The organism is Rhizosphaericola mali, from assembly GCF_004337365.2.
Lineage (GTDB): Bacteria > Bacteroidota > Bacteroidia > Chitinophagales > Chitinophagaceae > Rhizosphaericola > Rhizosphaericola mali.
On the sequence record NZ_CP044016.1, the window covers coordinates 2,172,422 to 2,199,289 of the forward strand.

A 26,868-nucleotide genomic window follows, 5' to 3' on the forward strand; every position below is an offset into this window, starting at 1 on the left:
TATGGCAATTTCATTTCCAGATATCGTTGAGCATAATAATCCAGACCTTCCAGTGGTCGCTGCAAAATCCGTTGCCGGACTAGATGTAGCAATTGCTGAAAAAACAAACAGCAAGGTTGATACCGCACAAATTGGCATTTCTGGCGGTGTGGCTTCCTTAGATACTTCTAAAAAGTTATTGCAAGAAAATCTACCAGTCACAGTGGTACAGACAACAAACGGTAAAGTTGCCGTTGCGTTAATACCGCTTGATCAGATTCTTAGTGATGATAGTGGATTTACTAATAATTCATCATCGATAGGGGTTTCTCAGGTGGCAGCTTCTGTATTAAAAGGGCTAATTGATACGGTAACTACACAAGCGAATACTTTACAGGGGAATGCTGAAAAAATAGGCAACAAGGCTAATAGTTATGATGCATCTACAGCACAAAATAATGTATCAGATTACGCATCCATTTCAGCTCTTTACGACGCATTAAGCCAATTGTCTGTTTCAGCACAAGGGAATTTTAATGGATTTGTTGCTAGTTCAGATGAAACAATTGTTTCGGCTCCAACCAGCAATGCTTTTAAAATATTTATAAATAATACGAATGGGGCTGTAACGCTGACTAATTATGGTGCCGTTTCTGTTCCTGCAAATTCTATTGGTTTTGTAAACTATGATTTAGCAACAACTACTTGGACTTTAGGTGGTAGCTATGGAACAACACCTTATTCTTCGCAATTGAGTGTGTTGACAAATGAAGAATTTATATACGCTATTGTAGATGGAGGAGGCAATTTATTGTGGGGAAAAAGATGGGATGGAACAACTTATGATTCTGATACTACCAATGAAGATGATATAGCTTCTAGTAAAAAAAGAATTTCCACTGTTGAAACAACGGTAAATGATAGTGCTGCTATTAATAATATTTCAACCGTTCAAAATGGAGAGTATATATATTCTTTAGTAGACGGGGTAGGGAATTTCCTTTGGGGTATTAGATGGGATGGAAGTATAAATTCTAGTATTCCAGCTTCAGTTTGGGCAGATCCTGTTGGTCGTGGTTCTGTGGTTGTTAGTAGTAACGGTAAGATATTATCGGAGAGAACTAATACAGGGAAACTACAAGAAAATGTAGGCATTGTGACTAAAGATATAGAAGCTACAACCGTACACGTTCGCGATTCCCTTAATTTTTCAGATAATGCGCTTGATAATTTAAAGGATCAATTAATAGGTTTGGGTTTTAAAATTGAAAATAATTTATAATGGCAATTAAAAATATATTAGATATTGTTGCATTCGATGACGATTTAGAAAGTATAACTGATAGTATCGACTTTAGTTCTATTGCTGCGCACCCGCGCTTATTTTTAAAAAGCGGGGATATTTCCAATATTATTTCTTTAGTTGGAAGCGATACTAAAATTGCCACATTTCATGCAAAAATAATGGCGATTGCAGACGCCGCCCTAACAGCCGATAATATTACATATAAATTGGATGAAAGCGGAACTAGGATATTACAATATACAGCAACACCACTCGCGCAAAGACTTACATCTTTAGCTTATGCTTATAAATACACCGGGACGGCGACGTACGCCACAAGAGCGGTAACGGAAATGCTAAATGCGTGCGCGTACCCCGATTGGCACACATCACACATGTTAGATACGGCAACCATCTTAACAGGATTTTCTATTTGCTACGATTGGCTGTATTCTGCTATTGGCGCGACCGATAGAACTACTATCGAAACAACGGTATTTAAATATGCCCTAAATTTAATTTATTCTAATAGTGTATCCGACTATTCAACAAACCAAACGAACTGGAACCAAGTCTGTTCCTGTGGTATTGGGCTCGCATCTATCGCTTTCTACAATGTAAACACAACTATTTGCGGCTATTTTCTTAATAAACTATTGCATACCCTTAGAATTCCCGCCGGGTTTTACGAACCCGATGGAACATATAGAGAAGGTCCAGGATATTGGAGTTTTGGAACAAACCAACATCTTTTATTATTACAAGGGTTAGAAAGTGCATTCGGGACTGATTTTTATTTGTCTGATTTTACAGGGCTACAAAAAACATGGAAATATAAATTATTTACATACAGTCCTACTAATAAAGGGTTTAATTATGGCGATAGTTCTGAAGGTTTTACGGATGTTAATCCTGCTCTTTTTTATTATGCCATAAAAAATGCAGATACTTCGGTTTTATACTTACAAATTAAATTCCTTGCAAACGGTTATGATACATACGAGCCTTATGCTCGATTCATGATACCTCTTCTTGCAACAAAATTGAATTATAGCAATGTCACAACTCCCAAAAATGTGTTTTATGGAAGTGGAGAAACGCCCGTAATTATTGCTCGTATGGGATGGGATTCCGATCAGGATCACTATTTGGGTTTTAAAGGTGGGAAGTGTAACCAATCCCATGCGCACATGGACATAGGAACTTTCGTATACGAATCGAAAGGTATTAGATGGGCTTGCGACTTAGGATCAGAACCTTATACAAATTCTGAAAACGGAGGGATAAACTCTTCTGACAATACACAGTATTCGAATAAATGGCAGGTGTACAGGAATTCTATTAAACCGCATAACATCTTACAATTAGATGGGGCGAACTTACTTGTAGATGGATTTAGCGATATTGTTAAAGTAAATAAATTGACAAATAAAGCAGGCGGAGTAATAGATTTAACCGCTCCAAATGCTAACAAATTAAAATTCTACACAAGAGAAATTAATATTATAGACGGATCGTATTTACAAATTATAGATACAATTATAGTTGGTAGTACAGATGTTTCCGCTAGATGGAATATGTCGACTTATGGATCTGGTGTTGTAAATGGCGATGGTTCTATTACGCTTACAAGTGGCAGCAATACAGCCATTTTAGCCACCTCATTTTCAAATGCAAAAGCATATACGGCGCGCGTGTTGAGTAATGAAGGGACTAATAGTTACGATTCTTCCAACACAACTACTAAAAAAGTTTGTTTCGATTTTACGCTTAATAAAAATGAATCTATTGTAATAACTACAACAATAAAACCACAATAATGGCAACAAATAATACACTTCAAGTAAAATTAATAGGATCAGCAAATAGTACAGGGCTAAAAACTATTTCTCAATTGGATATTCCTGTTATTAGTTCTGTGGATGGTGTCGTATTTCAGCTTCGTTTTGCGATACAATCGGGCTATACGGTTAATATAACACTCTCAAACGGGTCATATTTCATGACCTCCGCAACGAGCGGGGATAATCTAGGAACAACAAAAACAGTTACCGGCGGAACAACAGGGAATGTCGGGCTTATTATAAAATTCGCATTAGGAACGACTACGATCAGCTTTGATAATAAGCACGGAATTGCGGGAATTGGATTTCTAACGGGGGACGTTCCAATGCTACTCGCTCAAAGCGGCACAGCGCAGTCAAGTATCTATGTCAAATTCGATATGAGTGTTTGTAAATACATGACCAATCTTGTTTCATTTATTGGTGCTTATATGGATTTGTACGGTGATTTATCTCTTTTTGCAACTAGAACACTTTCTAATTTTTCAATTCTAAATGGGGCTAATTCTAATGTGAATGTTTTAGGAGATATCGCCAATTTATTTAAGAATAATAAGGCATTTGCAGAGGTGGGATTTGGTTCTCCAAACGCAAATATTTATGGGGATTTATCCGCTTTAAATGGAGTTACTACAAGTATAAGTTATGATTTGTGCGCAATAGCAGGGCAAATTACAGGTAGTATTAGCTACTTAGCGGGATTAACCCCTAATAGATTATATCTAACAAATATTACAGGGGGAACTCTTACAGGAGATATTGGTAAACTAAATGCCTCTGTAAGATTAGTATCATTTGTTAGTGCCGCCACAAAATTAACCTTTAGTTCCTTTACAAGCAGGACATATATCTTGGCTGTAAATAGTGGAACCTTTGCCAGCTCTACGGATTTAGATAATTTCTTAATTGCTCAAGCGGCATTGACTTTATATACAGGATCAACAGGAGACTATATAAAAATTAATGTAAATGGTACAAGAACAAGTGCGTCCGATGCTGCTGTAACTACTATAAAAGGTAAAGGCGTAACTGTAATTGTATCGGGTGTAACTCAATAATTTTTAAACAATAAATTCAAATAAAATGAAAATTCCAAGTTGGGCAAAATATGCCTTGTATGTAACATTATTGTTACTAAGTGTTTACGGATTAGTCGAGTGGTTTAATGCTGCAGATTCTGTTCCCTTGTCAGAAATTCCGGATCAATTTAAAACCGTTGATGTAAAATTGATTACACCTCTAGGTTTTGTATTGACTGATGTATTGTTGGTTTTTCTCGTAGTGGGTAATGCTTTTTATGATGCAAAGCAAATCAATGCCGGCAAAGTTGTCATTGTTGAAAATGGAGTAAACAGTGCGGTCGATCATGGGAAAGAAGCCGCTATTTATGTTTTAGCGTCTTTGATTATTCCTGGACTTATTGCATTTATCACAACATCGTCTGTATTGTTGGTCGGTTATGCAATTGTTTATAGTATTTTGACAAGATGGGCATTCTTTGACATTGTTCTAAACTTACTACGCGGTAAGGCTTGGAATTATAAAAGTGATATCAGTGCTGGTGATCAGATACAATCGGTTTTATGGTTTATGAAAAATAGTCGAAAAGATATCCCAAGAGCACATGTGATATGTATCGTACTTTGTGTAATACTTACAATTATTCCATTTCTGTAGAAAACATAATGGATAGCCAAAAATCTTTTAGCCTAAATACTAATAATATTAGCATTTAGGCTAATTTTGTTAGTATTCAAAATTCTCTCATGAAAAATTTACTCACATACATTACCTATTTTTTAAGAGCCTTTCCTGAAAGCATTAAAAATGCTGGAATCGGAGGTTTTATCACCAAAGCTTTACTATTCTTATGGTTACCATTTACCAACCTTATTGAAATGCTTGTTTGTTTACTCATAGTTATATTTCTAAATATGGCTGTAGGTGCTAGAGCAGCTGTAAAAACTGGAGAAAAGTTTCAGCCTAAAAAATTCTTTTGGGGATTCATGGAACATTTTATAGTTGATGGTTTATGTGTTTTCCTTGCTTGGATTTTTGAAGTCATAGTTAAGGTCAACTTTCCGTATGAAAAGTTCTATATAATGGGTGTTGTTACACTATTTATCTGTCTATGGGAAATAAGCTGTATGCTAAAAAATGGAGCTAAGGGATGGCCTCATTACACATATTTACTCAAATTGTCAGGTATCACCAATGCTTGGCAAGATACGATAGAAGAAAAAGCGAAACATCTACCTGATCAAATTATTAATCCAAAAATTAAGCACGATGAAGAATAAAAATCTATGGATATCATTAGGCTTAATACTATGTATTGCCAGTTGCATGTCCTTACAAAAAGCAACTAAAAAAGTATTGGATTCTAAAAGTGCAACCGATAAAGTTGGGCGTGTATGGGCTATTGATAACCCATGCACAAATGATACAACTTTAGTTAATTTAGTTACACCAGTTTTAGTACCAGGTAAAGACAGTATTGTTAATGGCAAAGATAGTATTGTAATCAATGTTCAACATGATACGGTTTATGTAACAACATATAAGCCAATTTACTATCATAAAACAGACACTATATATCTCAATCGAACCGCTTATGTTACTGATAAACGAGCTTTAAATATAGCTCAAGATTCCGCTAATTATTATAAGCAGCTTTCAGAATTACAAGCAGCTCAAATTAAAGGTTTAAATACTAGCTTATCAGACCAAAACAAACTTTTAAAAAGTGCAAAAATTGCGTTGTGGGCTGTAATCATAATTGCATTAGGTATAATATTCAGAAAACCGCTTTTCTCATTTATAGGAAAATTTCTTTAGATGCAACCAATAGAAATACAACAAAGATTAAAGGAGCTAGGCTTTTGGACTACTAGCAAAGCACTTTACAACAATTATGGACCAGCGACGAAAGCAGCGGTGAAGGCTTACCAAATAGCAATGGATCTGGGTATTGATGGAGTTGCAGGTCCTGAAACTATACGTTCCTTATTTCCTCAAGTTCCAAAAGGGTTGATCGATCTTGTAGTTTCCAAAGCAGCCATTGACAAATTAACAATACCAGCGGAAATTGGATCAATAGCTCAATACAATCAAAAGTATCGGTTTCCGACATTTCCTGGTGGAGGATCTGGTTTAACGATTGGTATAGGTTATGACCTTGGTTATAATACAGCTTCTCAAATAGCTGCAGATTGGGGAGATTTGGTTGACGCCAATACATTGAAGCGTTTGCAATCAGTTGCTGGATTGAAAGGCGATGCTGCCAAAGCCAAACTATCTACGATCAAAGATATTTCCATTCCTTACGATGACGCAAAACAAGTATTTCTTGAAAGAACGCTTTTCCGATTTGCAAAAGAAGCTGTCAATACTTACCCAGGTTTGCAATATTTGTTTCCAGATGCAACCGGAACCATTGTTGATACTGTTTTCAATCGTGGAGCTTCTCTTGTGGGTACGACGCGCGTTGAAATGGCAGCATTGAAACCAGCTATCCAAAATGCAGATTATAAAGAAATGGCAAAACAATACAGATCAATGAAACGCTGGTGGGATGGTATTGCGAATAATGGCGAAATTTCTCGTTTCCCTGGGCTAGTTATTAGATGTGAAGATCGGGCGGTCTTATGCGAACATGCAGCACATGATTATTTTGCGGATGATGTAGTGCATTTGTATATATAAGCTTTCATAATTGTTTTTAATAATTCCAAACGTATATTTAGCAGAAATTTACAATTGTAAAGTATGGCTAAAGCTACTAATAAAGCATCAAGTCAAGGCTTTTGGGATTATATAAAAGACAATTGGCTATCTCTTGGAGGGTTATTAATAGGTTTAATTTCACTTTCATTTTCAGCAGGAATGTGGGTTGAAAATATGAATAATAAACTCGACAGAATGAAATCTGATTCTGATAACCAGCAAAAAATTAGTGATCTTCAAAGAGACCTAAAAGAGTGCCAATCGGCAAGTGAAACTTATTCCAAGAAGCAAATTGACTCTATTCTAAACAAATCCACAAAGGAATAGTAATAATATGGAAAAGAAAAAAATTAATATAGCCTTATTGATATTATTGGCATTTATTGCAATGTGTGTATCAATTATAATACTCTCTATTTATAATTATAAACTAAATATCCAAGTAAATAACAGAGATAAAACAATCCTGTCATATCAAAAAAATAGCAGTAAAGACACCGCTATTAAATATACGGTACTTCATGATAGCGCCACTTTAAATGGTAAGAATGTTTCAATACAAGATTTAATATCAGTAACAAATTTTTTATACAAACAATCTGATACCTTAGAAGTTTATAAGGAAATAATGAATGACGCTATAAAAGAATATGGTTTCAAATTTAATTTTATAAATAAAAAGCAATCAGGTTATCTAAGTTTTGTAGAATACTTACATAATGATTGGAAAGATAGTTTAGAATCACAGAAAAATTCAAATATTCAATTAAATAAGGACTTTAATAAATTAAATTCTGATTATAGAACATTAGTAGATAGATATAATAATTTAATTAATACATGTAATTCAAAATTAATTGAACTTAATAAAGCATCGGATTCTTTTCATATTATTTTAAAATCATATAATCGTTTACTTAAAGAATCTGGGCGAAAATATAAAATTGAAACTGATTCCATTAAATCTATACTTTCAATTGAAAAGGAATAATTTTAGCCCCTTAATTGGGGCTTTTTTATTGGGAGTTGTTACCTTTGCGACAAGTAGTCAATTTCTCATAAACAGTTAGTTTTAGTTTGCGGCCCTGATTTCCATCGGGGCTTATTTATTGAAATTCATTCGCAACCTTTTTAATTCTTTCCATTGCCCTTAACTCTTCATTCAATGCATAAATTTTTGTTGTAGAAATTGAATCGTGGGAATCCATCACCTTAGCATCTTGAAGTGATAAGCTAGCGGCAACCTCATCTGTATTCAATCTTTTTAAATCATAAAAATCAACTTCAACACCAAGTTTTGTTTTTATATGCCTACGCCAATGTTTTGTAATATGTCCATCCGATAAAGGTTTGACTCCAGGAGAAAAGCGTTGCGATAAAAAATACAATTCTTTATTCGTTGCGTTACCTATATATTCAACCCAATATTTAACAGCAATATCTTTTATTGGTTTCCATACTTCTTTTGGAGTTTTACCTTTTAATATAACAGCTTTGTAAGTTTGATTTTCAAGATTGATATCTTTTAGTTGTAATCTCCTAAATTCAGCGGAACGTCCTCCTGAATGAAAAAAGATATTCATATACAACCAAAAGCGATAATCATATTCTTTCCAATATTTTGAGATTTTTATTCTTTGTTCATTTGTTGGAAGTAATCTAGCCTTTTTGATGGTTTTCTTTTTTGCAAGATCTCTAGGGTAATTATAACTCACAACTCCATATTCGCGAAGTTCTTTAAACAAAATCATTAAATAGGATCGATACACATTATATGTATTGTTTGACCATTTGCGGCTTTGATACAAATAATTCAGAATTATTTTAATGTGAGAAATATCTACATCACAAATCTGTAACCTGGCCATTGAAAAATGAACTATAGCTTCTTTTACATATTTAATGACAGATTCTATATCCGTTTTAGTGCGTCCTTCAGCATTAATACTATTTTGAGCGAATTCAAGACAATCTATGAATGTATCATATCTATTTATAATACCTTTTGAAGATTGTGGAATTTGATTTGTAATAGGATTGTAACCAAGCGTTTTGATTTTGTATTCCTCATCCGCTAGAATAGCTTTTGTCAATCGACGTTTTTCAACAACATCAATTGCTTGATTCATACCTTTAATAATAACTTGCTTAGTTTTCTTCTTTTCTTCTTGTTGTCTGGGATCATGAAAACGGTAAGAGATATACCAAGTTCCAGAATAATCTTTGGTAGTTTTCCAGTCTTTAGGATGAACAGTAAAATTCGAAACTTTACATCCTGATGGTAATGTTGTTTGCATTTTAATTTGAATTAAAACATAACCGTTTTGTTAACGGCTGTGTTAACGTTAAAAAAAATGCTGATAATTAATAGAAGAAAAAGGCTGCTAATTTGCTGGTTTACAGCCTTTTAAGTTGTGTCCCCGTGGAGGCTCGAACTCCAGACCCACTGATTAAGAGACCGAAAAATTATAGTTTAAGTCATTTAATATTGTTAAATGTTATTACCTAGAAGCCTTGATGGTATTGGTATGTAGAAAATAATAGTCTTTTTTTGTAGTTAATTATTTGTGACTTAAAATCCATTTTGTGTATCAAATTGTGTATCAAATTTTAACTATAGTAAAATGAAAAAAATAGTAGCGTCTTGCGAAGTATTTTTAGATAAACGTAGGATAAAAAAAGACAATACCTTTCCTGTAAAGTTGAAAGTTACTTTCAATAGAGAACGTAAATACTATAATACCAATGTGAATATTTCTGAATATGAATGGAATTGTATTCACCAAAAGAGAACGCCAAATACGCTATTAAGGATCAAACAAAAATTTAAAGAACTAGAAGTAAGTGCACAAAATTGCATCGATAAAATTGATAGATTTACATTTTTTAATTTTGAAAAAGCATATTTTCCTAAAAGGCCAGATAAACATAATGTTGAATATGCTTATAGGGAATTTATACAAGAATTAAATGCACAAGAGCGATTTGGATCGGCTAATTTATATGAATGTTCGATCTCTGCCCTTTTAAAATACAAATCAAATTTGCGCTTTGACGATGTAACTCCACTATTTCTTGAAAAATTTGAAAAATATATAATTAATAAAGGACTTTCGATTACTACGGTCGGTATTTATATCAGACCATTAAGAGCTATTATAAATCGAGAAATAAGAAACGAGAACTATTCTCTAAATGATTATCCTTTTACAAAAGGAAAATATACAATACCTACAGGTCGAAATATAAAAAAGGCACTATCAATTGAAACGATAAAACAAATCATTTCGTTTGACACAGAATCAGACAAACTAATGGAATTTTACAAAGATATATGGTTGTTCAGTTTTTATTGTAATGGTATGAATGTAGCCGACATTTGTCATCTTAAGTACAAAAATATGCAAGGAAATATTTTTGTATTTCAACGACTTAAAACCTTACGAACCTATAAAAGTAATCCAAAATACATCAAGGTAGCAATAAGTGCGCCTGTTCGACAGATAATAAACAAATGGAGCATTCCAATGGAAAATGAAAATAGTTATATTTTCCCCTTATTAAATGATAGTTTATCTCCCTTTCAAACAAAAGAAAAAACCCGAATAGTCAGTCATTCTATCAATGCGCAAATGAGAAAAATAGCTCAAAAAATTGGCTTTAGTGGAGATATAACTACCTATAGTGCACGTCATAGTTATGCAACTATTTTACTTAATCTTGGAGCGCCTATCAAATTAGTATCTGATAATCTAGGACATAGTACTGTTAGTGTTACGGATAATTACCTAGCTGGATTTACCGATGATTTTATTATAGACTATGCAAATAAAATGGATAATTTATTTAAATAAAATTTAGATATATCTATTATTTCCATAACAAAATATATAAAAGAAATGTCCAGTTTATATTATAAAAAACTGGACATTTCTTTTCATTAAGTATTGATATCTTTTACGAAAATTAATCAGTACGATTACTTAATAAAGAAAACGTTTTAACAATTTTTATTCAAATCCTAAATATTTTGAATTAATAACCATAAAGTACGATTTATATAAATTTCCTACATGCCAATTATTTTATGTAAAAGATTTAAATATTACAATATTTTCAACAACGTCACCAAATCATGAAAATATTGTTTTGACCAAATATCCAACACTTTTGGACCTGGAATAAATCGAATAATATCCGACTTTACCATATCCATATTTACCTCATCAATCTGCTGATCTAAAAGCTCTCGAAATTCATCTTCTGTGATTGTTGATTTACTCCAATCACCACTGTCTTGGGCTCTAAGTAAAAAATGATTTAGGTTTAAAGGCGTACCTCTACGGATATACCATTCCAAATCATACCAATCACGACCTTTCACATTGTTCTTCCATTTTCGAAATAACAATGCGTGCGTTTTACCGGCAAAAAGATCCTGAATTTGAAAACATTTTACGTAAAATGAAAATGGTTGCAACAACAACTTTTCTTCCGTTTCAAAACCCAATGGAGGTTGCGTATCAACTTCAATTTTTATTTTGACGCCAACTGTATTTCGTAAACCCAATTGGGGTACAACGGTTTCCAATATTAATTCACTCCACAAAGTTTCAGATTTCAAAAAAGCAGATTCAACGTCTGATTGCTTTGATTTTATTTTTGTTTTAATTGATACAATCATTCCTTGTGCTTTAAACTCCTCCTCTATCGCTTTCAAATAATTGTCTAAATGAAAGTCTTCATCACTGACCAATAGAGAAAAATCCAAATCTTCCGAAAACCTATCTAGTCTATAAAATATGCGAAGTGCCGTACCTCCATAAAAAGCCGCTTTTTCGAAAAATCCACCACGATATAAGCCTGCTAAAGCAACCTGCTGCATAATTTCCCGAAGCGCCTGTGTATAGTCGTATTGCGTTTTAGGATGATAACTATCTAGCCAATCTTTAATCATAGTTTTTCAATTGCTTTAATGGTAAATGATAGCGATTCTTTCTTTGGAGCATCTATAATCCATGATTGCATCATCTCAATATCAAAAGATTTCAATTGTTCTTCATCCATTCGCATATTTTCTAATAGAAACTCAGATGCTGCTTGTTCACTTCTAAACAATATACCAGAAGTGGTTATTATTTTATCAAACAAAGCTTTTTCACTGCAAGCCACCAAAGCGAACTGATCTTCTCTCAATTTTTCTTGCTTTATACCAAAGGAAAAATAAGGCGTTGTAAGATGTTTATACTCAAAACGACAAATACGATTATCAAAGACTTTAGATTGCTTTGTTGTCATACTCGTAATACCAAATACTTGTTCTGGAATTATACTATGAAATGATAAAGCAGATTCAACAGAAATATAACTAGGCCCATATAAAGCATTCGCAATTGTAAAGTTTTCTGGTTGTTGAGCGCTATTCCATATATATACGCCACGTTTTAAGGGAATTAACTTATCATCTTTAACCAATTCATTAATTTTATCATTTGGACGCTTATAATCTTTCAGTAAACTCATCAATACTTGATGCGAAATGGGTTGCGATTGAAATGGTAATATCATTTGTTCTATTGACACAATGCAAATGTAAAAATAAAAACACATAATCGGAAACAAACCGATTATCTATATAAATAATCACAAATAATCGGTTTGACGAATGAACAATGTCACAGCTCAAGTAACATTAACGAACTCATTCTGATAATCATTTAGGCCTTAGTAAAAGTACTATTGAATTAAATGTAACATCCATTTCAAATGGAACGTTCGATGGCAATTTTTCTGGAAAGACTTTGATTTCTGGGGATACAGGAGATACATTAACTATCGATCATGGTAAAATAATTAATTTTCCATGCTTTATTTATGGTAAGTAGCTTTATATTTCCATAGACAATTTTAGACAATGCATCGATTTTTTTTAAAATGAAAGTTATAAAAATTGGCCATTCATCGATTTATAAAAAATTAATTTTCAATATATTATAAAATAACATTCAAGTCGCAGCGGGATCACAGCACACGCTAAATTTTAGCGTGTTTTTGTATATAAACCAATTAGAAATCAAGGTTTTACAAGAAAAGCGATAAAATTCGATAAAATCGAATTAAAGCAAAAAGGGGACCTATTGGGGGACCTAAAAGGGGACCTACTTTTACAACATGCATGGAGACAAGTGCTCCATTCTCATAAATTCTTTAGCACAATTGTTCATTTTTTAAACTTGGTAAGCATGGCCCAAGAACAATTGAGACCACTTTATTATCTGTCCCGTAAAAAAGAAAGAAAGGACGGTAAATACCCTATTTGGGTACGTATCAGGATCAATGGAGAAAGAAAAGATTTTTCCACAGGACTTTTTGTATTTCCACAGCATTGGAACAATAAATTGAAACTAGTCACGGGAGGAGCCAAAAGTCTTTCTATTCCTGCAAATAATGTCTTGTCACAAATAAACCAGGAAATTGGCTATCTGTACATTCTACTTTGTAGTAAAGAAAAATACGTAACTGCCGAAATGGTTGTTAGAGCCTATAGGCCGCAGCCTAAAATCAAGGAAGAAAAAGATTTTAAGGAAGATTTAAAGGAATTTGAACTTGAAAAACATATACATGAGTTGACAAAAAAAAGTTCTTTACATTTCAAGCAATGTAAAAAAGCCGAAATCTATGTTTCCAAATCATCTAGGGAGTATCATTTATCTGTATTAGACAAAGAACAAAACAAAATCAGACAAGAAATTGAAGAAATAGAAGAACGCTCAAACAGGCATTTCAATTCTGTTCAAAAGGATACTATAACAATACAAGATGCTATAAATGAGTTTTTATTGCAATTTTTACGCAAAGTTATGGCAGGTAAGCGCAAATTTTCAACTTATCTAAAATGGTTGGATACAAAGCAAAAACTATTGAATTTCACGACGTACCATTATAAACGTAATAGTATCACCCTCACTGAAATCAAACTCAAGTTTGGTGAAAAATTATATGACTACCTAACTGTTGTGGCAGCATGTGGCAATAACAATAGTATGAAGCACATCAAGAATTTCAAACAAGTACTTGACCGAGCAGTTACGAGTGAATGGATTACTGTCAATCCATTGAAATCTTATAAATGTACTTATAAAGAACCTGAACCCGATGCCGTATTTATGGATGACATACAAAAACTCATAAATGCTGACAACTTGAATAGCAGCGAGGAACTAGCGAAAGATGCATTTCTTGTAGAAACCTTTACTGGTTATGCTTATGCAGAATTGGCGGCACTAAAAACGACCAATCTTATCATAGGAATAGACGGTAAACAATGGCTATCTATTAAAAGAAGAAAAACTGAACGAACTGAAACAGTTCCAGTCATGAAAATCGTTGCGGATATCATTTGCAAATATGAAAACCATCCGAAACGGGTAAACTATGGTTTTATATTCCCCGTCTTTAGTGCCCAATATTATAACAAACTCTTGAAAGCTATTGCTAGTAAGGTCGGTATTGACCATGATTTGCATAGTCATGTTGGCCGTCATACATTTGCAACTACAATTTTACTGGAAAATGATGTTCCATTAGCAACGGTAAGTAAAATGCTTGGTCATCATTCAGTACGAATAACAGAACGCTATGCCAAAGTGAGCAAGAAGAATATAAGTAAACATGTTGAGCGAGTGGAAAGTTTGCTTTATAAATTTCAATTTATCGATTGATAGCTATTTTAAAAAGTTGTATCTATCTCCTTAACATACACAGCTAAAGTGATAGATGCTACCATATCTTTTACTTGAAAATATTCTCTTATAACGTAAGCAATTCCGTTAGTTTATAAAAAAATGGAAATTTTAATTAGATGATATTTGTAATCTTATTTAATAATAGACTTTTCTCTAATAAAAATATTGCCATAAGCTCACTCTTGGGTTTGAACATCATTACAATTATGTAAAAAGAATTAAACAAATCGATTCTGAAAATGAGATAATAATAGTGCTATTCCATACCGATGATGTACATCTTTGTTTAGTAGAGCGAAAATGAGAGCAGAAAATGGTGAGCATTTAGTAAGTCCAGAAGTTATACAAAGCATGTATGAAAATATATTTACTTTATTCAATAAATATAAAGATCGCTTTAGTGGTCTTATTGCTGTGAATGTGGAAAAAACGGGTAATGCTTATATTAGTCTTGAGTATAACTTCAAAAACAAAAAAGCATTTCCCGCTCTATCCCTTCCAGATTGGATCAGTCGAGAATTTAAAGAACTCATTCCAGACTTGACTCCCCGAATAAAAAGATTACCACGTCGTAATTCACAGCCTCCAACTGACGACCCTGATGAACCTAAGAAAAGTAGAGGTTTTAGACGCTAAACTGTTATTATCATAAGTTCTAAACTGCAATACTTTTAGCACATCAGCTTCGATATTATTTGTACTATAGACTAAATAGTCGAGGCTCATAACATGCATTCCAAAATATGTGCTGTGTTTGAAAAATGGCATTACAGTCTATTCCAATCTTTTCATTTCTACGAATTAGTTGTAATTTTCTTGTGTTAATGTACTGAACAATTTTTCTATACTGTTTTTTGTTTCACTAAGCTAAGAAGGTCTGTATCAAGAATGCTGGCAGCTTTCGGCGGCATATGCTCGCTACGCTCCGCTATTCCACGTTCTGCCAGCCATCTTGCAAACCTTCTTATGTCGCTGTTACACAAAAACAGTATAAAAATGAAAAAGTACAGCACCCTCCAAGAATTAGAAAATGAACAAATCCATTGGTCTGAGTTACAAGAAGTGCAGTTGTCCTATCGCAACAAGATCAAAGCATCACAAAGGCCTAAAATCAATCAGTCGGAAGATGCATTGATACTGTTTAGATCCATATGGAACGAAAATGAAATGGAACTTGTTGAATCATTTAAAATGCTTTTGATGAACAATGCCAACAGAGTGCTTGGCGTTTTCCACGGTTCTACGGGCGGTTCTACAGGAACGATAGTTGATATCCGAATCTTACTTACGGTAGCCTTAAAATGTAATTCCTGCAAATTAATTGTTGCACATAACCACCCAAGTGGAAGCCTTACTCCAAGCCAAGCCGATTTGAAAATGACAGAAAAATTAAAGGAGGCAGCAAAGCTAATGGACATTACTTTATTAGATCATTTAATTCTTACCACAGATAGTTATCAATCTTTAGCAGATGAAGGACTCTTATGAGTTCTTCATCTGATTTTTATATCTGTATTGTTGATGAATTTTGACTATTCAAAATAGGAATATCATCGTTAATATTATCTATTCTTCTTAAAATTCTCTGCCTGCTCTAATACATTTTTGTAAACATCATCCTGTGTAATTGGCGGATAACCAAATTGGTGCAACTTGACGATAATATCCATTTTTAATTGGGCTTTGATGTCGTCACGTTCGCTCCAATCGGGATATTTAGCGGTGTTGTCTACTATGGATTTTATCTCACGAGCCAATTCGCGCATTTTATCTTTATCAAATTCAAATCCATATTGTTTACAGATCATATCCAAAATGTCGTAAAATGCCTTTTCTTCATAGTCAATTCCCAAATCTTCAAACGAAGCCATTTCTTGCCTTAACTTTAGAATCAAATCCAAAATTTGTTCAGAAGTATCTGTTTGAATACCGTCATAATCCAAAATATCTCGCTCACTTCGCTCATTATATCGATTAATGATACTTTGTAAACGTTCGGCAAACTCAATTCCTTTAATTTTATTGACTTTCTTAAAATCTGAAATAGTCTGTTTAAGTAAGCGTTCTAGGATTTTTACTTTGGTATTTGGCAATTCTAAATTGCTTATTCTCTCAATGAATTTATCATTGAATAAATCTATTGCATTGGCTTTATTATCATCTAATTTAAAAATCTCTTCCACGCCTTCCGAAATGATGGCTTCCTCTACCATTTTGCTCACTTTTTCATTCATTTGAGCAGTATCAGGAGCTTCACCTTTGGTCAATTTTACCACGATAGATTTGATCGCGAAATAAAAATGAATTTCATCTACATATTTTTCCGAATATAAATTAGAACCACTTACCAGGTTATATGCTGATTTCAATTTTTTGGTAACGTCAATAAAGAATTTTTCCGATTTCTCCGTTTCCAAAACCAACTCCGAAGCTCTGTTCAAACATTTCAATTGCGCTACAGGATTTCCCTCAAAATATTCTGTCGTGTCAAATTGATGGAAAAATTGACGGAGTAATTCTACTTGATCTTTTACAATTACAACAGCTTTATCTAAATCTTCAAAATCATCGTCAGCAGTCGTTCCGTTGAACATCCCTAATGCATGATTCAGATTCTTTTTGATGCCAATATAATCCACCACCAAACCTTTATCTTTCCCTTCATATTTTCGATTGACTCGAGAAATAGTTTGAATTAAATTGTGTGTTTGCAAAGGTTTATCAATATATATTGTATCCAAAAATGGTACGTCAAAACCAGTCAACCACATATCGACTACAATCGCAATTTTGAAATTAGATTTTATTTGTTTGAATTGACGATCTAATTCTTTCCGTTCATCCTTACTACCTAAAAGATTCCACAATTTTTTTTCATCATCTTTATTTCGGGTCATTACCATTTTGATATACTCAATTGGTAAAACTTCCTTTTGTTCTTTTTCGGTAAGATTTTCGGCAATTTTTATTTCGTTCCATTCAGGACGTAACGTTACTATTTCCTGAAATAGTTTATACGCAATTCCTCTGGAAGCACACACGAACATCACTTTTCCAGCGACAGTAGCTTTTTCTTCCAAACGGCTTTCGTAATGTTTGATAAAATCATGAGCAATGGCTTTTATTCTGTCGCTATCGCCTAAAACCACTTCCATTTTCGCAATGGCTTTTTGGCTGGCTTCCACATGATATTCACTTGCCCCTTCTTCTACTGCATTTTCATAGTAGCTTTCAATTTCTGCCACCTTCTCATTATCCAAGTTAACTTTTGCCGCTCTACCTTCGTACACCAATCTCACCGTAATTTCATCGTTGACCGATTCAAACATGGTATATTGATCGATTACATCGCCAAACACGTCTAACGTTTTATCAATTGGTGTTCCTGTAAAACCGACATACGTTGCATTGGGCAAAGAATCGTGTAAATATTTGGCAAAACCATAAGATTTTTTCACACCATTTTCATCAATTTTTACTTCTAAATCCAAATTGACTTGGCTACGGTGGGCTTCATCTGAAATGCAAATAATGTTGTTTCTATCAGATAAAATATCATCGTCTTCCGCAAACTTTTGAACGGTAGTTAAATACACACCACCACTTTCTAAGCCTTTTAATCTATTGCGTAAATCTTCTCTTGAAGTAATATTGATGATATTTTCATCCCCAATAAAATCTTTAGAATTGGTAAAATCTCTCGATAATTGATCGTCTAAATCTGTTCTATCGGAAATGATGATAATAGTAGGGCTAGAAAATTTTGTAGAGCGCATCAACAATCTCGATAAATACAACATGGTGAAGCTTTTACCGCAACCAGTCGCGCCAAAATAAGTACCGCCTTTGCCATCTCCTTCGGGTTTTCTATGTGCTAGAATGTTCTGAAATAATTTATTGGCAGCATAATATTGAGGATATCGAGTTAGGATTTTCTTTTCATTTTTGGAAGTGTCAGGAAACAATACAAAATGATGTATAATATCTACTAAACGAGCCTTATTCAACATTCCGTGAACTATGGAGGTAGTGGTTTCTATTCCTGTGAGTGCTTTCTTTTCTTCACCAGTAATTTTGTTCCATCCATAGAAAAATTCATAAGGAGAAAATATAGTGCCTGATTTATTGTTGATACCGTCACTAATCACACAAAATACATTGTACTTCATCAATTCTGGAATATCTCTTCTATATCGAATCGTGAGTTGCTTGAATGCATCATGAATGGTGACTTCCTCATCAATGGCCGTTTTAAATTCAAAAACTACTATTGGGATTCCATTGATGTACAAAATCAAATCTGGAATACGTAATTCCGATCCTTGAATCTCTAATTGATTGACAATTTTAAAGGAGTTGTTATGCTTATTTTCAATATCGATGTAGCGAATATGTAAATCCTTTTTATTGGGATCGTTGCGTTTGAAAATAAATCCATCTGCTAATAGTTTGCATATATATTTATTGGAGTCATACAGATTAGATGCAGACTGAAAAGCTAATTCGTTGATGATGGTTGTTAATTCAATTTCTTCCAAATCGTAATACCGATTCAGTAGAAAATTTTGTAAATCTTCTCTTATTAGAACATCTTGATTAGATTTTCTTTTTAATTTATTTCCGTCAATATAATCGTAACCTTCTATTTGCAAAAGGCTAATAAATGCTTGTTCTAGTTGTGATTCTGTATATTTCATGATGTACACAATTCTATTCTGAAACCCTTTATTTGATCGTATTTTTCCCTTTCTGAGTCAAATAATAACGTTGGTTCCTGCTGGTTGGTTTGTCAGGCAAAGTCAAAGCTATATACCCTGCGTTAATGGCTGGTTGTAGATAATTTAATCTGAAATTTTCACGATCGACTAACTTAAGCAAGTCTTGTAATTCTTGTCTGGAATGTTGTCCGTCCATCACTTTCAAAAGCTCCTCAACTTGCGGGGTATCTTGCGGGGTATCTTGCGGGGTATCTTGCGGGGTATCTTGCGGGGCAATCTCTTCGCTTGCAGGTAAAGACAATCGAAGAAAGTTCTCAGAAAACTGAAAACTTTCTTTTGGATATGCTTGCAAAATCCTTGGCACACCCGAACCTAATTGTTCTACCAAATCCAAATCCTTGAAAATACGCATCAATTCCTTATTTCTCGGAACAGAAAAACCTTCGAAAAACTCCTCTTGCGACAAGCCAGAAGGTAAACTTCCATAGGAGGTAATTTCTATACGATCGGCAAATATTTCAAATTTTGGTGCTATTTCTCTGGTGTAATCATTATGCACAAAAGCATTAATCACCGCTTCCCGAAGGGCTATGGCATTCCATAAACGAGTTTCTTGTCGTTCTTTAGCAGTTATCTTAGTAGAAGTGCGATTTTCAAGTTGGAGCTTATCCAATACTTGTTTAGTCGCCTTTACTAAACATTCATAACCATATTCGTTACTTTCTATTAAATCAACCCTATCTAAACCCTTATAACGCGCCACTTTTATAGATACGGTATTGATATCATTCATCAAATAAGCTACATAATTGTACTTGCCATCTTCTGTGAGCAATTCAAGATTTCTTGCAAATTGTTCATTCAGTGTTTTATCTACCGACTGATAATAAATATGCAACTGCTGAAACTTCAAATCCTGTTTGGGCGACTGAATATTACCAATAGCATTGCGCACTCTTTTACTGAAAAGACTCTCAATTTGTCTTGCAGTCATTGGTTCGGCAGCACTACCTATGCGAATGAAAGCACCTTTCTCCGAAAGTCCATATTTCTTTACATAATATGGTTTTTCATAACCACCTGCCACAATTATTTTGAGGATGTCTTTATCTTCTTTTTGCTCCAATGCCAAATCAAACAAACCTAAACATGAGGGAACTATATTGTTTTTCAATCGATCTTTGATCAACAATTGTTCTTGGTCGGCATCGGGTAAGCCAACTATTTCTCCATGCTTATCTATGCCAATATAAATCACGCCACCTTCTTTGGAATTAAGAAATGCCACCACTTCTTTCTCCAATTCTGGCGTTACTTTTTGCTTGTATTCGGTATGTTGATTTTCGGGCATTTTTTCTTTGATATGTTAATGAGATCTATGACGTTTAATACATACTTGCGGAAACTACGATACGAAAAAGGAGTTAAATAAAAAATCTATAATCATATTCTGAATTACCAATATGATTCACTAATTTACCTATTCTTGCAATTTCATTAGAAGAAAATATAGTTGCCGGCAATTGCGAATACATATTCAAAGAATTCCAATTCATCTTTGAAAGTCCCAAGATTTCATTAGATATTTGTTCTAATGTACTATTTCCATAATGTCTAATTACTTTTAAAGGTTTAGGAATGTATCTTCCTCCTGGATAAAAATTAGCATACTGATTTTTCACGGATGGAATAATGCCATGCGTCCATAACAAAGCTGAATAACTTGTTAATTGAATACATGTACCACGAGCAATAGAATAACCATCAATTTCTGTTTTTCCGTATTTAATTTTACTGGATACATATTTAACATCATCTTCAAAATTTATTTCGATTAAATCAACATTTTGAATATTAGCATTCTCTAACAAACTATCGCAAATACCATCTTTTTCTTCTTGCGTGAAAAAAGTTCTTTTATGTATAACTACTCGTTTTGGCATTTCATTCATCGATTCATAAAACAGATTGATAATAGATCGTCCAAAATCATATGCATCATCGTATGAGAGATGAGGTTTTTTATCCCTCCATTGAATCTTATCATTGCTTAATTTCGATAGTTTATATTTTAAACCTTCTCCATTAGATGTATATAAATGACTACAACCTAAGATAATAGGATTATTCTTATTGTGTTTATCTACACTATATCCTATCCCCGCAAAAGCAGTATCTGTTGTTGAATTTTCTACTAGCCAAGGTGTTCTAAATGATTTCACATAAAACGACAGTGAAAGCCACCATACAACTTGGCATTCTTGTTTGTAATCTAAAAGCGTTCGTTCTGTTATGAACTGAGAAGTCAAACCCTTTTCAGCACAAAACGCTTTTACATAATCATGCAAATCAAAAGATTCATATTCATTTGAAAAGGAAGTATATTTTAACCACTTATTTGGTATGAAAATGACAATTACTTTCTGAGTTCTAGATGCACTTACTTTTAGTATTTCGGAGCAAATATTTTCTTTAATCTTATTTGAAATATTTTTTATCTCGCTCGATAATTGAAAATCTTCAAGAATTCTCCAATCAGATGAATTTATATTTGGAATCTCTAAATTTATATTATAAATATTCTCAAATCCTTCATAATTAATCAGATAACTTTCTTTAGGATTATTGACAGCTATTCTTGTATTTAATTTATTTAAAAAATTATTTAATTTTTGAGAATATTCAGGGATACATAAAATTGACATTTTTACTTCTTTATTCAAGAAGTGATCAATTCCTGTTTCAAAAGGTTTATGATTAACCAAACCTTTCATCGGGTGCGGTTCTAAGCATCTTTTACCTCCATTATTTGAACTAAAAATCAAATTAGGTTCTCTAAATTTAACTCCTTTATATCTAATTAGATGAAGCGGAACATTATGTATTTCATTGCTACTTCTCGTAAGGTCATCAATTAATGTGAAGATTGGATTCTTTTGGATTTTAAAACTGAATCCAGAATTCGATTTATTAGGAAAATCAAATTCATTACTGTTTTTAAATAAAATCTCTCTCCATTTTGATACATATTTATTGAATTTATCATTCCATATATGATGAAAAAATTCTAATCCTATGCCATGAATTTCATCTTTAGAATCAACATGAAAATCTGGATTTAAAGTAATGTAGAACTGGTTTGATATAATTTCAATATTTAAACGAATTGCACTATACACCTTATGTCCTCTAATAATTTTATATTCACTTTCGTTCCATAACTTTCTTTTATTATCCGTTTTTAGATTTTTTTCCAATGAATAATACTTACATAATGATGAAAGAAATAGATATATGAGATTATTAGAACTATTTTTGATTTCAGTTATTGGTTTTCTTACCAACTTAGATAGAATAAAGGAACCAAAAAATTTGTTTATATTTTCTGCATTTCCAATGCTCCATATTTGATTACCAATTGGAACTGCTGCAATTTCCTTACTTGGTAAGATGTTCTCATTCAAAAATTCCCATACTTTTCCGGTAATTGTATGTTCAAAAACATAAACTTCTTTTGGAAACTCTATTGGAAAAAAATTGCTCTTTAATACGGTATTGGTTTTCTTAGGCAAAAGATTAAAAGGAATTGATTCAACTTTTTTGGTGTCACTTTTTAAAAGTAACTCAAACTCATTATAGATTTCATTATTTTCATTTAATAATAATTGAGCAATTTGATAAATTGCATTATCAAATCCTTCAGTACCTACATAGAAGGCTCTTTTTCTAGTTTCATTTGCTACAAAAATTAGGTCTTTAACTGCTTCACTTTTATTTTCTTTGTACCCACACCAATATAATCTTCCTCCTCCATCTTTTGAATATAATTCACGCAAGGTATTCATCAACGAATGATCTCTACCACTGTACCCAAATACAATTAAGTGTTTATCCTTCAGATATTCAATCATTTTTTCTCGAAACACTTCATCTTGAGTTTTTAATTCTTCTTCTGTATTTTTTAATTCACCAAACTTAAAATCTCCATGAAGCTTTAAAATAGGAAGCTCACTTGTATTCTGAGTCCTATTTATAATTCTTGTCGTATTTTCTAATGTTATATCAATTGCTTGAAAACGTTGTGATATACATGCATCTCTCATTAAATCGTCAAAATTTGTAGTCCAAACAGTATCTACAAAACCGACCTTGGCTAATAATGCTGTTGCTTTGTACCCTATAGAAGGTTGAGCATTAGAGCAAATTTTTTGAAAATACTTCCTTCTATCTTCATCTATTGCAAAACATTCACTCGCATAAAAAGAATATTCAATATCAGATCCATTTGGAGGAAACCGGCCTTGACTATCTAGCCAATTTTGTATAATTTCTTGATTTTTCTTATTTCTAAAATTTTCAATCCAGTCATTTGAAATATTATTACTAGTTTGATATATCATTTTTTTCCATTCCCAAATACAATCATAAGCTGATTGTATTCCCGAAGATATCGAACAGCCTGCGCCCAAAAGGAAAGCGTATTTATCATCTTTTGAAATGAATAACGATCTTTTAAATTTATCAAAATCTAAGTCCATACTTTAAAGCGTACTTTGGGGTTATTATTAATTTCCTCTCGCCAATCTAGACAACAACAAACTTTGGAGTTGAGTGAGTTTTTGGTTTTGGGTTTCGTAATTTTCCTTTAAGTCAAAATCTGGAAAAATCACAGAATTGAATTCTTTATGGATTTCTTTATTAGGTACTAAGCATTCCATTTTAGTAAGAATATTTGCATTTGCTTGTGGTTGTGCGGAACCTTCAGCATTATTTAATACAAAGTATTTATAGTTATCTGATATAATCAGGCAATTTAAATATGAAATAAATTTTTCATTATTAGGTTTTAACCTTACAAGAAATGAAGCAAATACACTTTTAGGGAAACTCCTCCAAATCATTTTACCATATCCAACATTTGCCCCTGTTCTACTTATTAATATATCACCAAATTCAACTAAATATTTACTAATCTCTTTATCATTGATATTACAAAAAGGAACACTCTCCCAATCAATATTGCTATTAACAACGTCTGTAATTCTCAAAAATTTGGCCGAACCGTTGTTTGGATTTGCAATATCAGTAAATCCGTACTGCGTAGAAACCAGATCTGAAACCCTTCCAACCTCCCAGCCTTCAGGAATTTCTTTTTGCAATTCTTCGTTGAAAACCATTTTTCCTCCTGAAGATTTGTAAGGCTTTCCCTCTTCATTTGGAAACTCAAAATCCACAAACCAATGGTTGTACAAAGCTTGTGCAGTAGCTTCTAGTTTTTCGCAAATTTGCTCGTTGACTTTTATTTTGTTAGCCACCGATTGGTATTGATCAACTATTTTGTGCTGTTCTTCGATGCTGGGAACTGGAAGTTCCACTTCGCACATCTCTTCCCAATCAAAAGATTCCCTTGTACTTCCGTGAGAATGAAATCGAGCATACCGATCAAATTCTGGACGTGAAAACCACATCATCAAATACTCTGGCAATAGCGTTTTTTCATCTATTACTTCAAAAACAATATAAATCTGTGAAACCAATGCTTTATCATACTCTTCTGATATAGCTACAGAAAGCCTATCACCATTTCTTGAAGTTACTGTACCATAAGCAAATTGCCTTTTCTCAATTATTTTATAAGTTGACATATCCGTTCCAACTATATTGGCAATGGAAGGAATCATCTTCTTCGTATTACTAACACCAAGTAGCGTTTGAATATCTAAATCTTTATTGCGCACATTTACTTGCCGAATAAATTCGCCTAGCTTTCTATAACTCATAGCCCAACTCTTTAAATACGTTTTGAACTTGTTGTTTTAGTTCGGCTTCTTGTTCAAATAAGCTTTGCAAATCGGTTTGTAAAGCCTGCATTTGATTGTTATAGTCCAAAGATTCATCTCTATTCACAAACTCAATATATTTACTCGGCACTAAAGAGTAATCTTTCTTACGGATTTCTTCTAAACTGGCCGAATAACAGAACTCTGGAATGTTTTCATAATTTTCTTTCCAAGCCTCTTGTTGCCAATTGTGATACGTTGTAGTAATAGTTTGGATATCTTCTTTAGAAAACTGAATGTATTTCTTTTCAAAAGGTTCACCTTTTTGGCGCAAATCCATAAACAGAACTTCATGTTGGCGATCACGGTAATGTTTTTCGCCATCGATTACTTGTACATTGTGAGCCTTTTTATTTCGGTTCAAAATCCAAAGTGTCACCGAAATATCAGTGGAATAAAACATCGCTCTCGGCAAAATAACAATCGCTTCTACCAAATCATTTTCCAAAATCTGTTTACGTATTTCGTATTCGTCACCACTACCACTTAACGCGCCGTTTGCCAAGATAAATCCTGCCACTCCGTTTTGCGATAGTTTGGAAATCATATTGAGAATCCAAGCGTAATTGGCATTGGATTTTGGCGGCACTTTGTAACCTGCCCAACGCGGATCATCGGTCAATTCGTTTTCGGCACGCCAATCTTTTAAATTAAATGGCGGATTAGCCATAATGTAATCGGCTTTCAAATCTTTGTGCTGATCGTCGCCAAAAGTATCGGCTGCTTTCAATCCCAAATTGGATGAAATCCCTCGAATTGCCAAGTTCATTTTTGCCAATTTAAAAGTGGTATTCGTGAGTTCTTGTCCGTAAATAGAAATGTCTTTTTTATTTCCTTTATGATTCTCTATAAACTTCAACGATTGCACAAACATGCCACCCGAACCGCAAGAAGGATCATAGATTTTACCTTTGAAAGGTTCTATCATCTCCGCAATTAAGTTAACGATGGATTTTGGCGTGTAGAATTCGCCTTTACCTTTCCCTTCTGCAATGGCAAATTTGGACAAAAAATATTCGTATACTCTGCCTACAATATCCTGAGATTCATCTTTTAGCGTATCAATATTATTCACCGTATCCAACAAAGCTGAAAACTTGGATTGATCCAAACCTAAACGTGAAAAATAATTGTCTGGCAATGCACCTTCCAAAGATTTGTTGGTACGTTCGATGGTTTTGAGTGCAGAATCCACCTTTAAGGTAATATCTTCTTGCTTTGCATTTTCGATGATAAATGTCCAACGAGATTCTTCAGGCAAATAAAATACATTTTCTGCTTGATAGAATTCTGGAATTTCTAAAAAGTCTTGTTTATGTTCGTTGATAAGCTCTTGTCTTCGTCTCCAGAATTTATCGTTCGCAAACTTGAGAAATATCAAGCTTAATACAACATGTTTATATTCGGATGGTTCCACAGAACCACGTAGTTTATTTGCAGAGTCCCAGAGAATTTCTTCAGTGGATTTAGAGGAAGATGCCTTGGCCATATTTTAAATTATTCTGGATGCCAATTTACAAGAAGAAATATGAAATCTCAACAAAAAATCACCATTGTCCAATTAAAAATTAAAAAGCAAGGCAAGATATTTAATATTTAAACAAAGACATTACGGAATACCGTAATTTATTATGTTATAGAGTATCTTCATTTGTATAACTTATTTATTGGCTTTCACTCTATCTTCTATCTTATGGTGCAAATCTTCTAAAGTTTTGTATTATCCTCCTT

At 33.2% G+C, this 26,868-nt stretch carries 21 protein-coding genes; 13 read left to right on the plus strand and 8 right to left on the minus strand.

Going from position 1 to position 26,868, the window contains the following annotated elements; genetic code table 11:
- Position 1: 1 nt before the first annotated feature.
- The 9 genes from E0W69_RS09480 to E0W69_RS09520 all read left to right on the plus strand — a co-directional run bounded on the left by E0W69_RS09480 (position 2) and on the right by E0W69_RS09520 (position 7,825).
- Positions 2 to 1,261 (plus strand): hypothetical protein, encoded by a 1,260-nt coding sequence (locus E0W69_RS09480; protein WP_131329824.1) that lies wholly within the window; start codon positions 2 to 4, stop codon positions 1,259 to 1,261.
- Complete coding sequence (locus tag E0W69_RS09485; protein WP_131329825.1) at positions 1,261 to 3,084, plus strand: heparinase II/III domain-containing protein; 1,824 nt, start codon at positions 1,261 to 1,263, stop codon at positions 3,082 to 3,084. Before E0W69_RS09480 ends, E0W69_RS09485 begins: the two co-directional genes overlap by 1 nt.
- Positions 3,084 to 4,166: a hypothetical protein gene (locus E0W69_RS09490; protein WP_131329826.1), complete on the plus strand. Its 1,083-nt coding sequence runs from the start codon at positions 3,084 to 3,086 to the stop codon at positions 4,164 to 4,166. The genes E0W69_RS09485 and E0W69_RS09490 overlap by 1 nt, the downstream gene beginning before the upstream one ends.
- 25 nt (positions 4,167 to 4,191) lie before the next feature.
- Positions 4,192 to 4,785 (plus strand): hypothetical protein, encoded by a 594-nt coding sequence (locus tag E0W69_RS09495; protein ID WP_131329827.1) that lies wholly within the window; start codon positions 4,192 to 4,194, stop codon positions 4,783 to 4,785.
- Positions 4,786 to 4,874: 89 nt separating this feature from the next.
- A complete protein-coding gene (locus E0W69_RS09500) occupies positions 4,875 to 5,408 on the plus strand; it encodes a phage holin family protein (protein WP_131329828.1) in 534 nt (177 codons plus the stop codon).
- The gene (locus E0W69_RS09505) at positions 5,398 to 5,946 is read left to right on the plus strand and encodes a hypothetical protein (protein ID WP_131329829.1); all 549 of its coding nucleotides are present in this window, start codon (positions 5,398 to 5,400) and stop codon (positions 5,944 to 5,946) included. Before E0W69_RS09500 ends, E0W69_RS09505 begins: the two co-directional genes overlap by 11 nt.
- On the plus strand, positions 5,947 to 6,813 hold the full coding sequence (locus E0W69_RS09510; RefSeq protein WP_131329830.1) for a peptidoglycan-binding protein: 867 nt from the start codon (positions 5,947 to 5,949) through the stop codon (positions 6,811 to 6,813).
- A 63-nt stretch (positions 6,814 to 6,876) separates the two neighbouring features.
- Entirely contained in the window at positions 6,877 to 7,161 is a 285-nt protein-coding gene (locus tag E0W69_RS09515; protein ID WP_131329831.1) for a hypothetical protein, read from the plus strand.
- A gap of 7 nt (positions 7,162 to 7,168) precedes the next feature.
- Positions 7,169 to 7,825: a hypothetical protein gene (locus tag E0W69_RS09520; protein ID WP_131329832.1), complete on the plus strand. Its 657-nt coding sequence runs from the start codon at positions 7,169 to 7,171 to the stop codon at positions 7,823 to 7,825.
- Positions 7,826 to 7,940: 115 nt separating this feature from the next.
- Here the strand turns inward: E0W69_RS09520 and E0W69_RS09525 are convergent, their stop codons facing one another.
- Entirely contained in the window at positions 7,941 to 9,131 is a 1,191-nt protein-coding gene (locus E0W69_RS09525; RefSeq protein WP_131329833.1) for a tyrosine-type recombinase/integrase, read from the minus strand.
- A gap of 327 nt (positions 9,132 to 9,458) precedes the next feature.
- Between E0W69_RS09525 and E0W69_RS09530 the strand changes: the two genes are divergently transcribed.
- Entirely contained in the window at positions 9,459 to 10,688 is a 1,230-nt protein-coding gene (locus tag E0W69_RS09530; protein ID WP_131329834.1) for a site-specific integrase, read from the plus strand.
- A gap of 251 nt (positions 10,689 to 10,939) precedes the next feature.
- Here E0W69_RS09530 and E0W69_RS09535 read toward each other — a convergent pair whose 3' ends face one another.
- Positions 10,940 to 11,791 (minus strand): nucleotidyl transferase AbiEii/AbiGii toxin family protein, encoded by an 852-nt coding sequence (locus tag E0W69_RS09535; RefSeq protein ID WP_131329835.1) that lies wholly within the window; start codon positions 11,789 to 11,791, stop codon positions 10,940 to 10,942.
- The gene (locus E0W69_RS09540) at positions 11,788 to 12,402 is read right to left on the minus strand and encodes a type IV toxin-antitoxin system AbiEi family antitoxin domain-containing protein (protein WP_131329836.1); all 615 of its coding nucleotides are present in this window, start codon (positions 12,400 to 12,402) and stop codon (positions 11,788 to 11,790) included. Before E0W69_RS09540 ends, E0W69_RS09535 begins: the two co-directional genes overlap by 4 nt.
- 674 nt (positions 12,403 to 13,076) lie before the next feature.
- Here E0W69_RS09540 and E0W69_RS09545 point away from each other — a divergent pair.
- The 3 genes from E0W69_RS09545 to E0W69_RS09555 all read left to right on the plus strand — a co-directional run bounded on the left by E0W69_RS09545 (position 13,077) and on the right by E0W69_RS09555 (position 16,067).
- Positions 13,077 to 14,555: a site-specific integrase gene (locus E0W69_RS09545; RefSeq protein ID WP_131329837.1), complete on the plus strand. Its 1,479-nt coding sequence runs from the start codon at positions 13,077 to 13,079 to the stop codon at positions 14,553 to 14,555.
- A 324-nt stretch (positions 14,556 to 14,879) separates the two neighbouring features.
- Positions 14,880 to 15,215 (plus strand): hypothetical protein, encoded by a 336-nt coding sequence (locus E0W69_RS09550; protein ID WP_131329838.1) that lies wholly within the window; start codon positions 14,880 to 14,882, stop codon positions 15,213 to 15,215.
- A gap of 360 nt (positions 15,216 to 15,575) precedes the next feature.
- Complete coding sequence (locus tag E0W69_RS09555; RefSeq protein ID WP_131329839.1) at positions 15,576 to 16,067, plus strand: JAB domain-containing protein; 492 nt, start codon at positions 15,576 to 15,578, stop codon at positions 16,065 to 16,067.
- Between the two features lie 74 nt (positions 16,068 to 16,141).
- On the opposite strand, the gene E0W69_RS09560 is transcribed toward E0W69_RS09555, so the two are convergent.
- From E0W69_RS09560 to E0W69_RS09580, 5 genes are all read right to left on the minus strand, one after another.
- Positions 16,142 to 19,276 carry a type I restriction endonuclease subunit R gene (locus tag E0W69_RS09560; RefSeq protein ID WP_131329840.1) on the minus strand — a complete coding sequence of 1,045 codons (3,135 nt, stop codon included), beginning with the start codon at positions 19,274 to 19,276 and terminating at the stop codon, positions 16,142 to 16,144.
- Positions 19,277 to 19,304: 28 nt separating this feature from the next.
- Complete coding sequence (locus E0W69_RS09565) at positions 19,305 to 20,648, minus strand: Fic family protein (protein ID WP_131329841.1); 1,344 nt, start codon at positions 20,646 to 20,648, stop codon at positions 19,305 to 19,307.
- Between the two features lie 73 nt (positions 20,649 to 20,721).
- A complete protein-coding gene (locus E0W69_RS09570; protein ID WP_131329842.1) occupies positions 20,722 to 23,835 on the minus strand; it encodes an SIR2 family protein in 3,114 nt (1,037 codons plus the stop codon).
- Between the two features lie 27 nt (positions 23,836 to 23,862).
- Positions 23,863 to 25,077, minus strand: coding sequence for a restriction endonuclease subunit S (locus tag E0W69_RS09575; protein ID WP_131329843.1), 1,215 nt, complete (start codon positions 25,075 to 25,077; stop codon positions 23,863 to 23,865).
- Entirely contained in the window at positions 25,067 to 26,626 is a 1,560-nt protein-coding gene (locus E0W69_RS09580) for a type I restriction-modification system subunit M (protein WP_131329844.1), read from the minus strand. The genes E0W69_RS09575 and E0W69_RS09580 overlap by 11 nt, the downstream gene beginning before the upstream one ends.
- Positions 26,627 to 26,868 lie beyond the last annotated feature (242 nt).

Excerpts from the sequence above, each read along its gene's own strand:
- E0W69_RS09480 (WP_131329824.1), top strand. The coding sequence starts at position 2 with ATGGCAATTTCATTTCCAGATATCGTTGAGCATAATAATCCAGACCTT.
- E0W69_RS09485 (WP_131329825.1), top strand. The coding sequence starts at position 1,261 with ATGGCAATTAAAAATATATTAGATATTGTTGCATTCGATGACGATTTA.
- E0W69_RS09490 (WP_131329826.1), top strand. The coding sequence starts at position 3,084 with ATGGCAACAAATAATACACTTCAAGTAAAATTAATAGGATCAGCAAAT.
- E0W69_RS09495 (WP_131329827.1), top strand. The coding sequence starts at position 4,192 with ATGAAAATTCCAAGTTGGGCAAAATATGCCTTGTATGTAACATTATTG.
- E0W69_RS09500 (WP_131329828.1), top strand. The coding sequence starts at position 4,875 with ATGAAAAATTTACTCACATACATTACCTATTTTTTAAGAGCCTTTCCT.
- E0W69_RS09505 (WP_131329829.1), top strand. The coding sequence starts at position 5,398 with ATGAAGAATAAAAATCTATGGATATCATTAGGCTTAATACTATGTATT.
- E0W69_RS09510 (WP_131329830.1), top strand. The coding sequence starts at position 5,947 with ATGCAACCAATAGAAATACAACAAAGATTAAAGGAGCTAGGCTTTTGG.
- E0W69_RS09515 (WP_131329831.1), top strand. The coding sequence starts at position 6,877 with ATGGCTAAAGCTACTAATAAAGCATCAAGTCAAGGCTTTTGGGATTAT.
- E0W69_RS09520 (WP_131329832.1), top strand. The coding sequence starts at position 7,169 with ATGGAAAAGAAAAAAATTAATATAGCCTTATTGATATTATTGGCATTT.
- E0W69_RS09525 (WP_131329833.1), bottom strand. The coding sequence starts at position 9,131 with ATGCAAACAACATTACCATCAGGATGTAAAGTTTCGAATTTTACTGTT.
- E0W69_RS09530 (WP_131329834.1), top strand. The coding sequence starts at position 9,459 with ATGAAAAAAATAGTAGCGTCTTGCGAAGTATTTTTAGATAAACGTAGG.
- E0W69_RS09535 (WP_131329835.1), bottom strand. The coding sequence starts at position 11,791 with ATGATTAAAGATTGGCTAGATAGTTATCATCCTAAAACGCAATACGAC.
- E0W69_RS09540 (WP_131329836.1), bottom strand. The coding sequence starts at position 12,402 with ATGATATTACCATTTCAATCGCAACCCATTTCGCATCAAGTATTGATG.
- E0W69_RS09545 (WP_131329837.1), top strand. The coding sequence starts at position 13,077 with ATGGCCCAAGAACAATTGAGACCACTTTATTATCTGTCCCGTAAAAAA.
- E0W69_RS09550 (WP_131329838.1), top strand. The coding sequence starts at position 14,880 with ATGAGAGCAGAAAATGGTGAGCATTTAGTAAGTCCAGAAGTTATACAA.
- E0W69_RS09555 (WP_131329839.1), top strand. The coding sequence starts at position 15,576 with ATGAAAAAGTACAGCACCCTCCAAGAATTAGAAAATGAACAAATCCAT.
- E0W69_RS09560 (WP_131329840.1), bottom strand. The coding sequence starts at position 19,276 with ATGAAATATACAGAATCACAACTAGAACAAGCATTTATTAGCCTTTTG.
- E0W69_RS09565 (WP_131329841.1), bottom strand. The coding sequence starts at position 20,648 with ATGCCCGAAAATCAACATACCGAATACAAGCAAAAAGTAACGCCAGAA.
- E0W69_RS09570 (WP_131329842.1), bottom strand. The coding sequence starts at position 23,835 with ATGGACTTAGATTTTGATAAATTTAAAAGATCGTTATTCATTTCAAAA.
- E0W69_RS09575 (WP_131329843.1), bottom strand. The coding sequence starts at position 25,077 with ATGAGTTATAGAAAGCTAGGCGAATTTATTCGGCAAGTAAATGTGCGC.
- E0W69_RS09580 (WP_131329844.1), bottom strand. The coding sequence starts at position 26,626 with ATGGCCAAGGCATCTTCCTCTAAATCCACTGAAGAAATTCTCTGGGAC.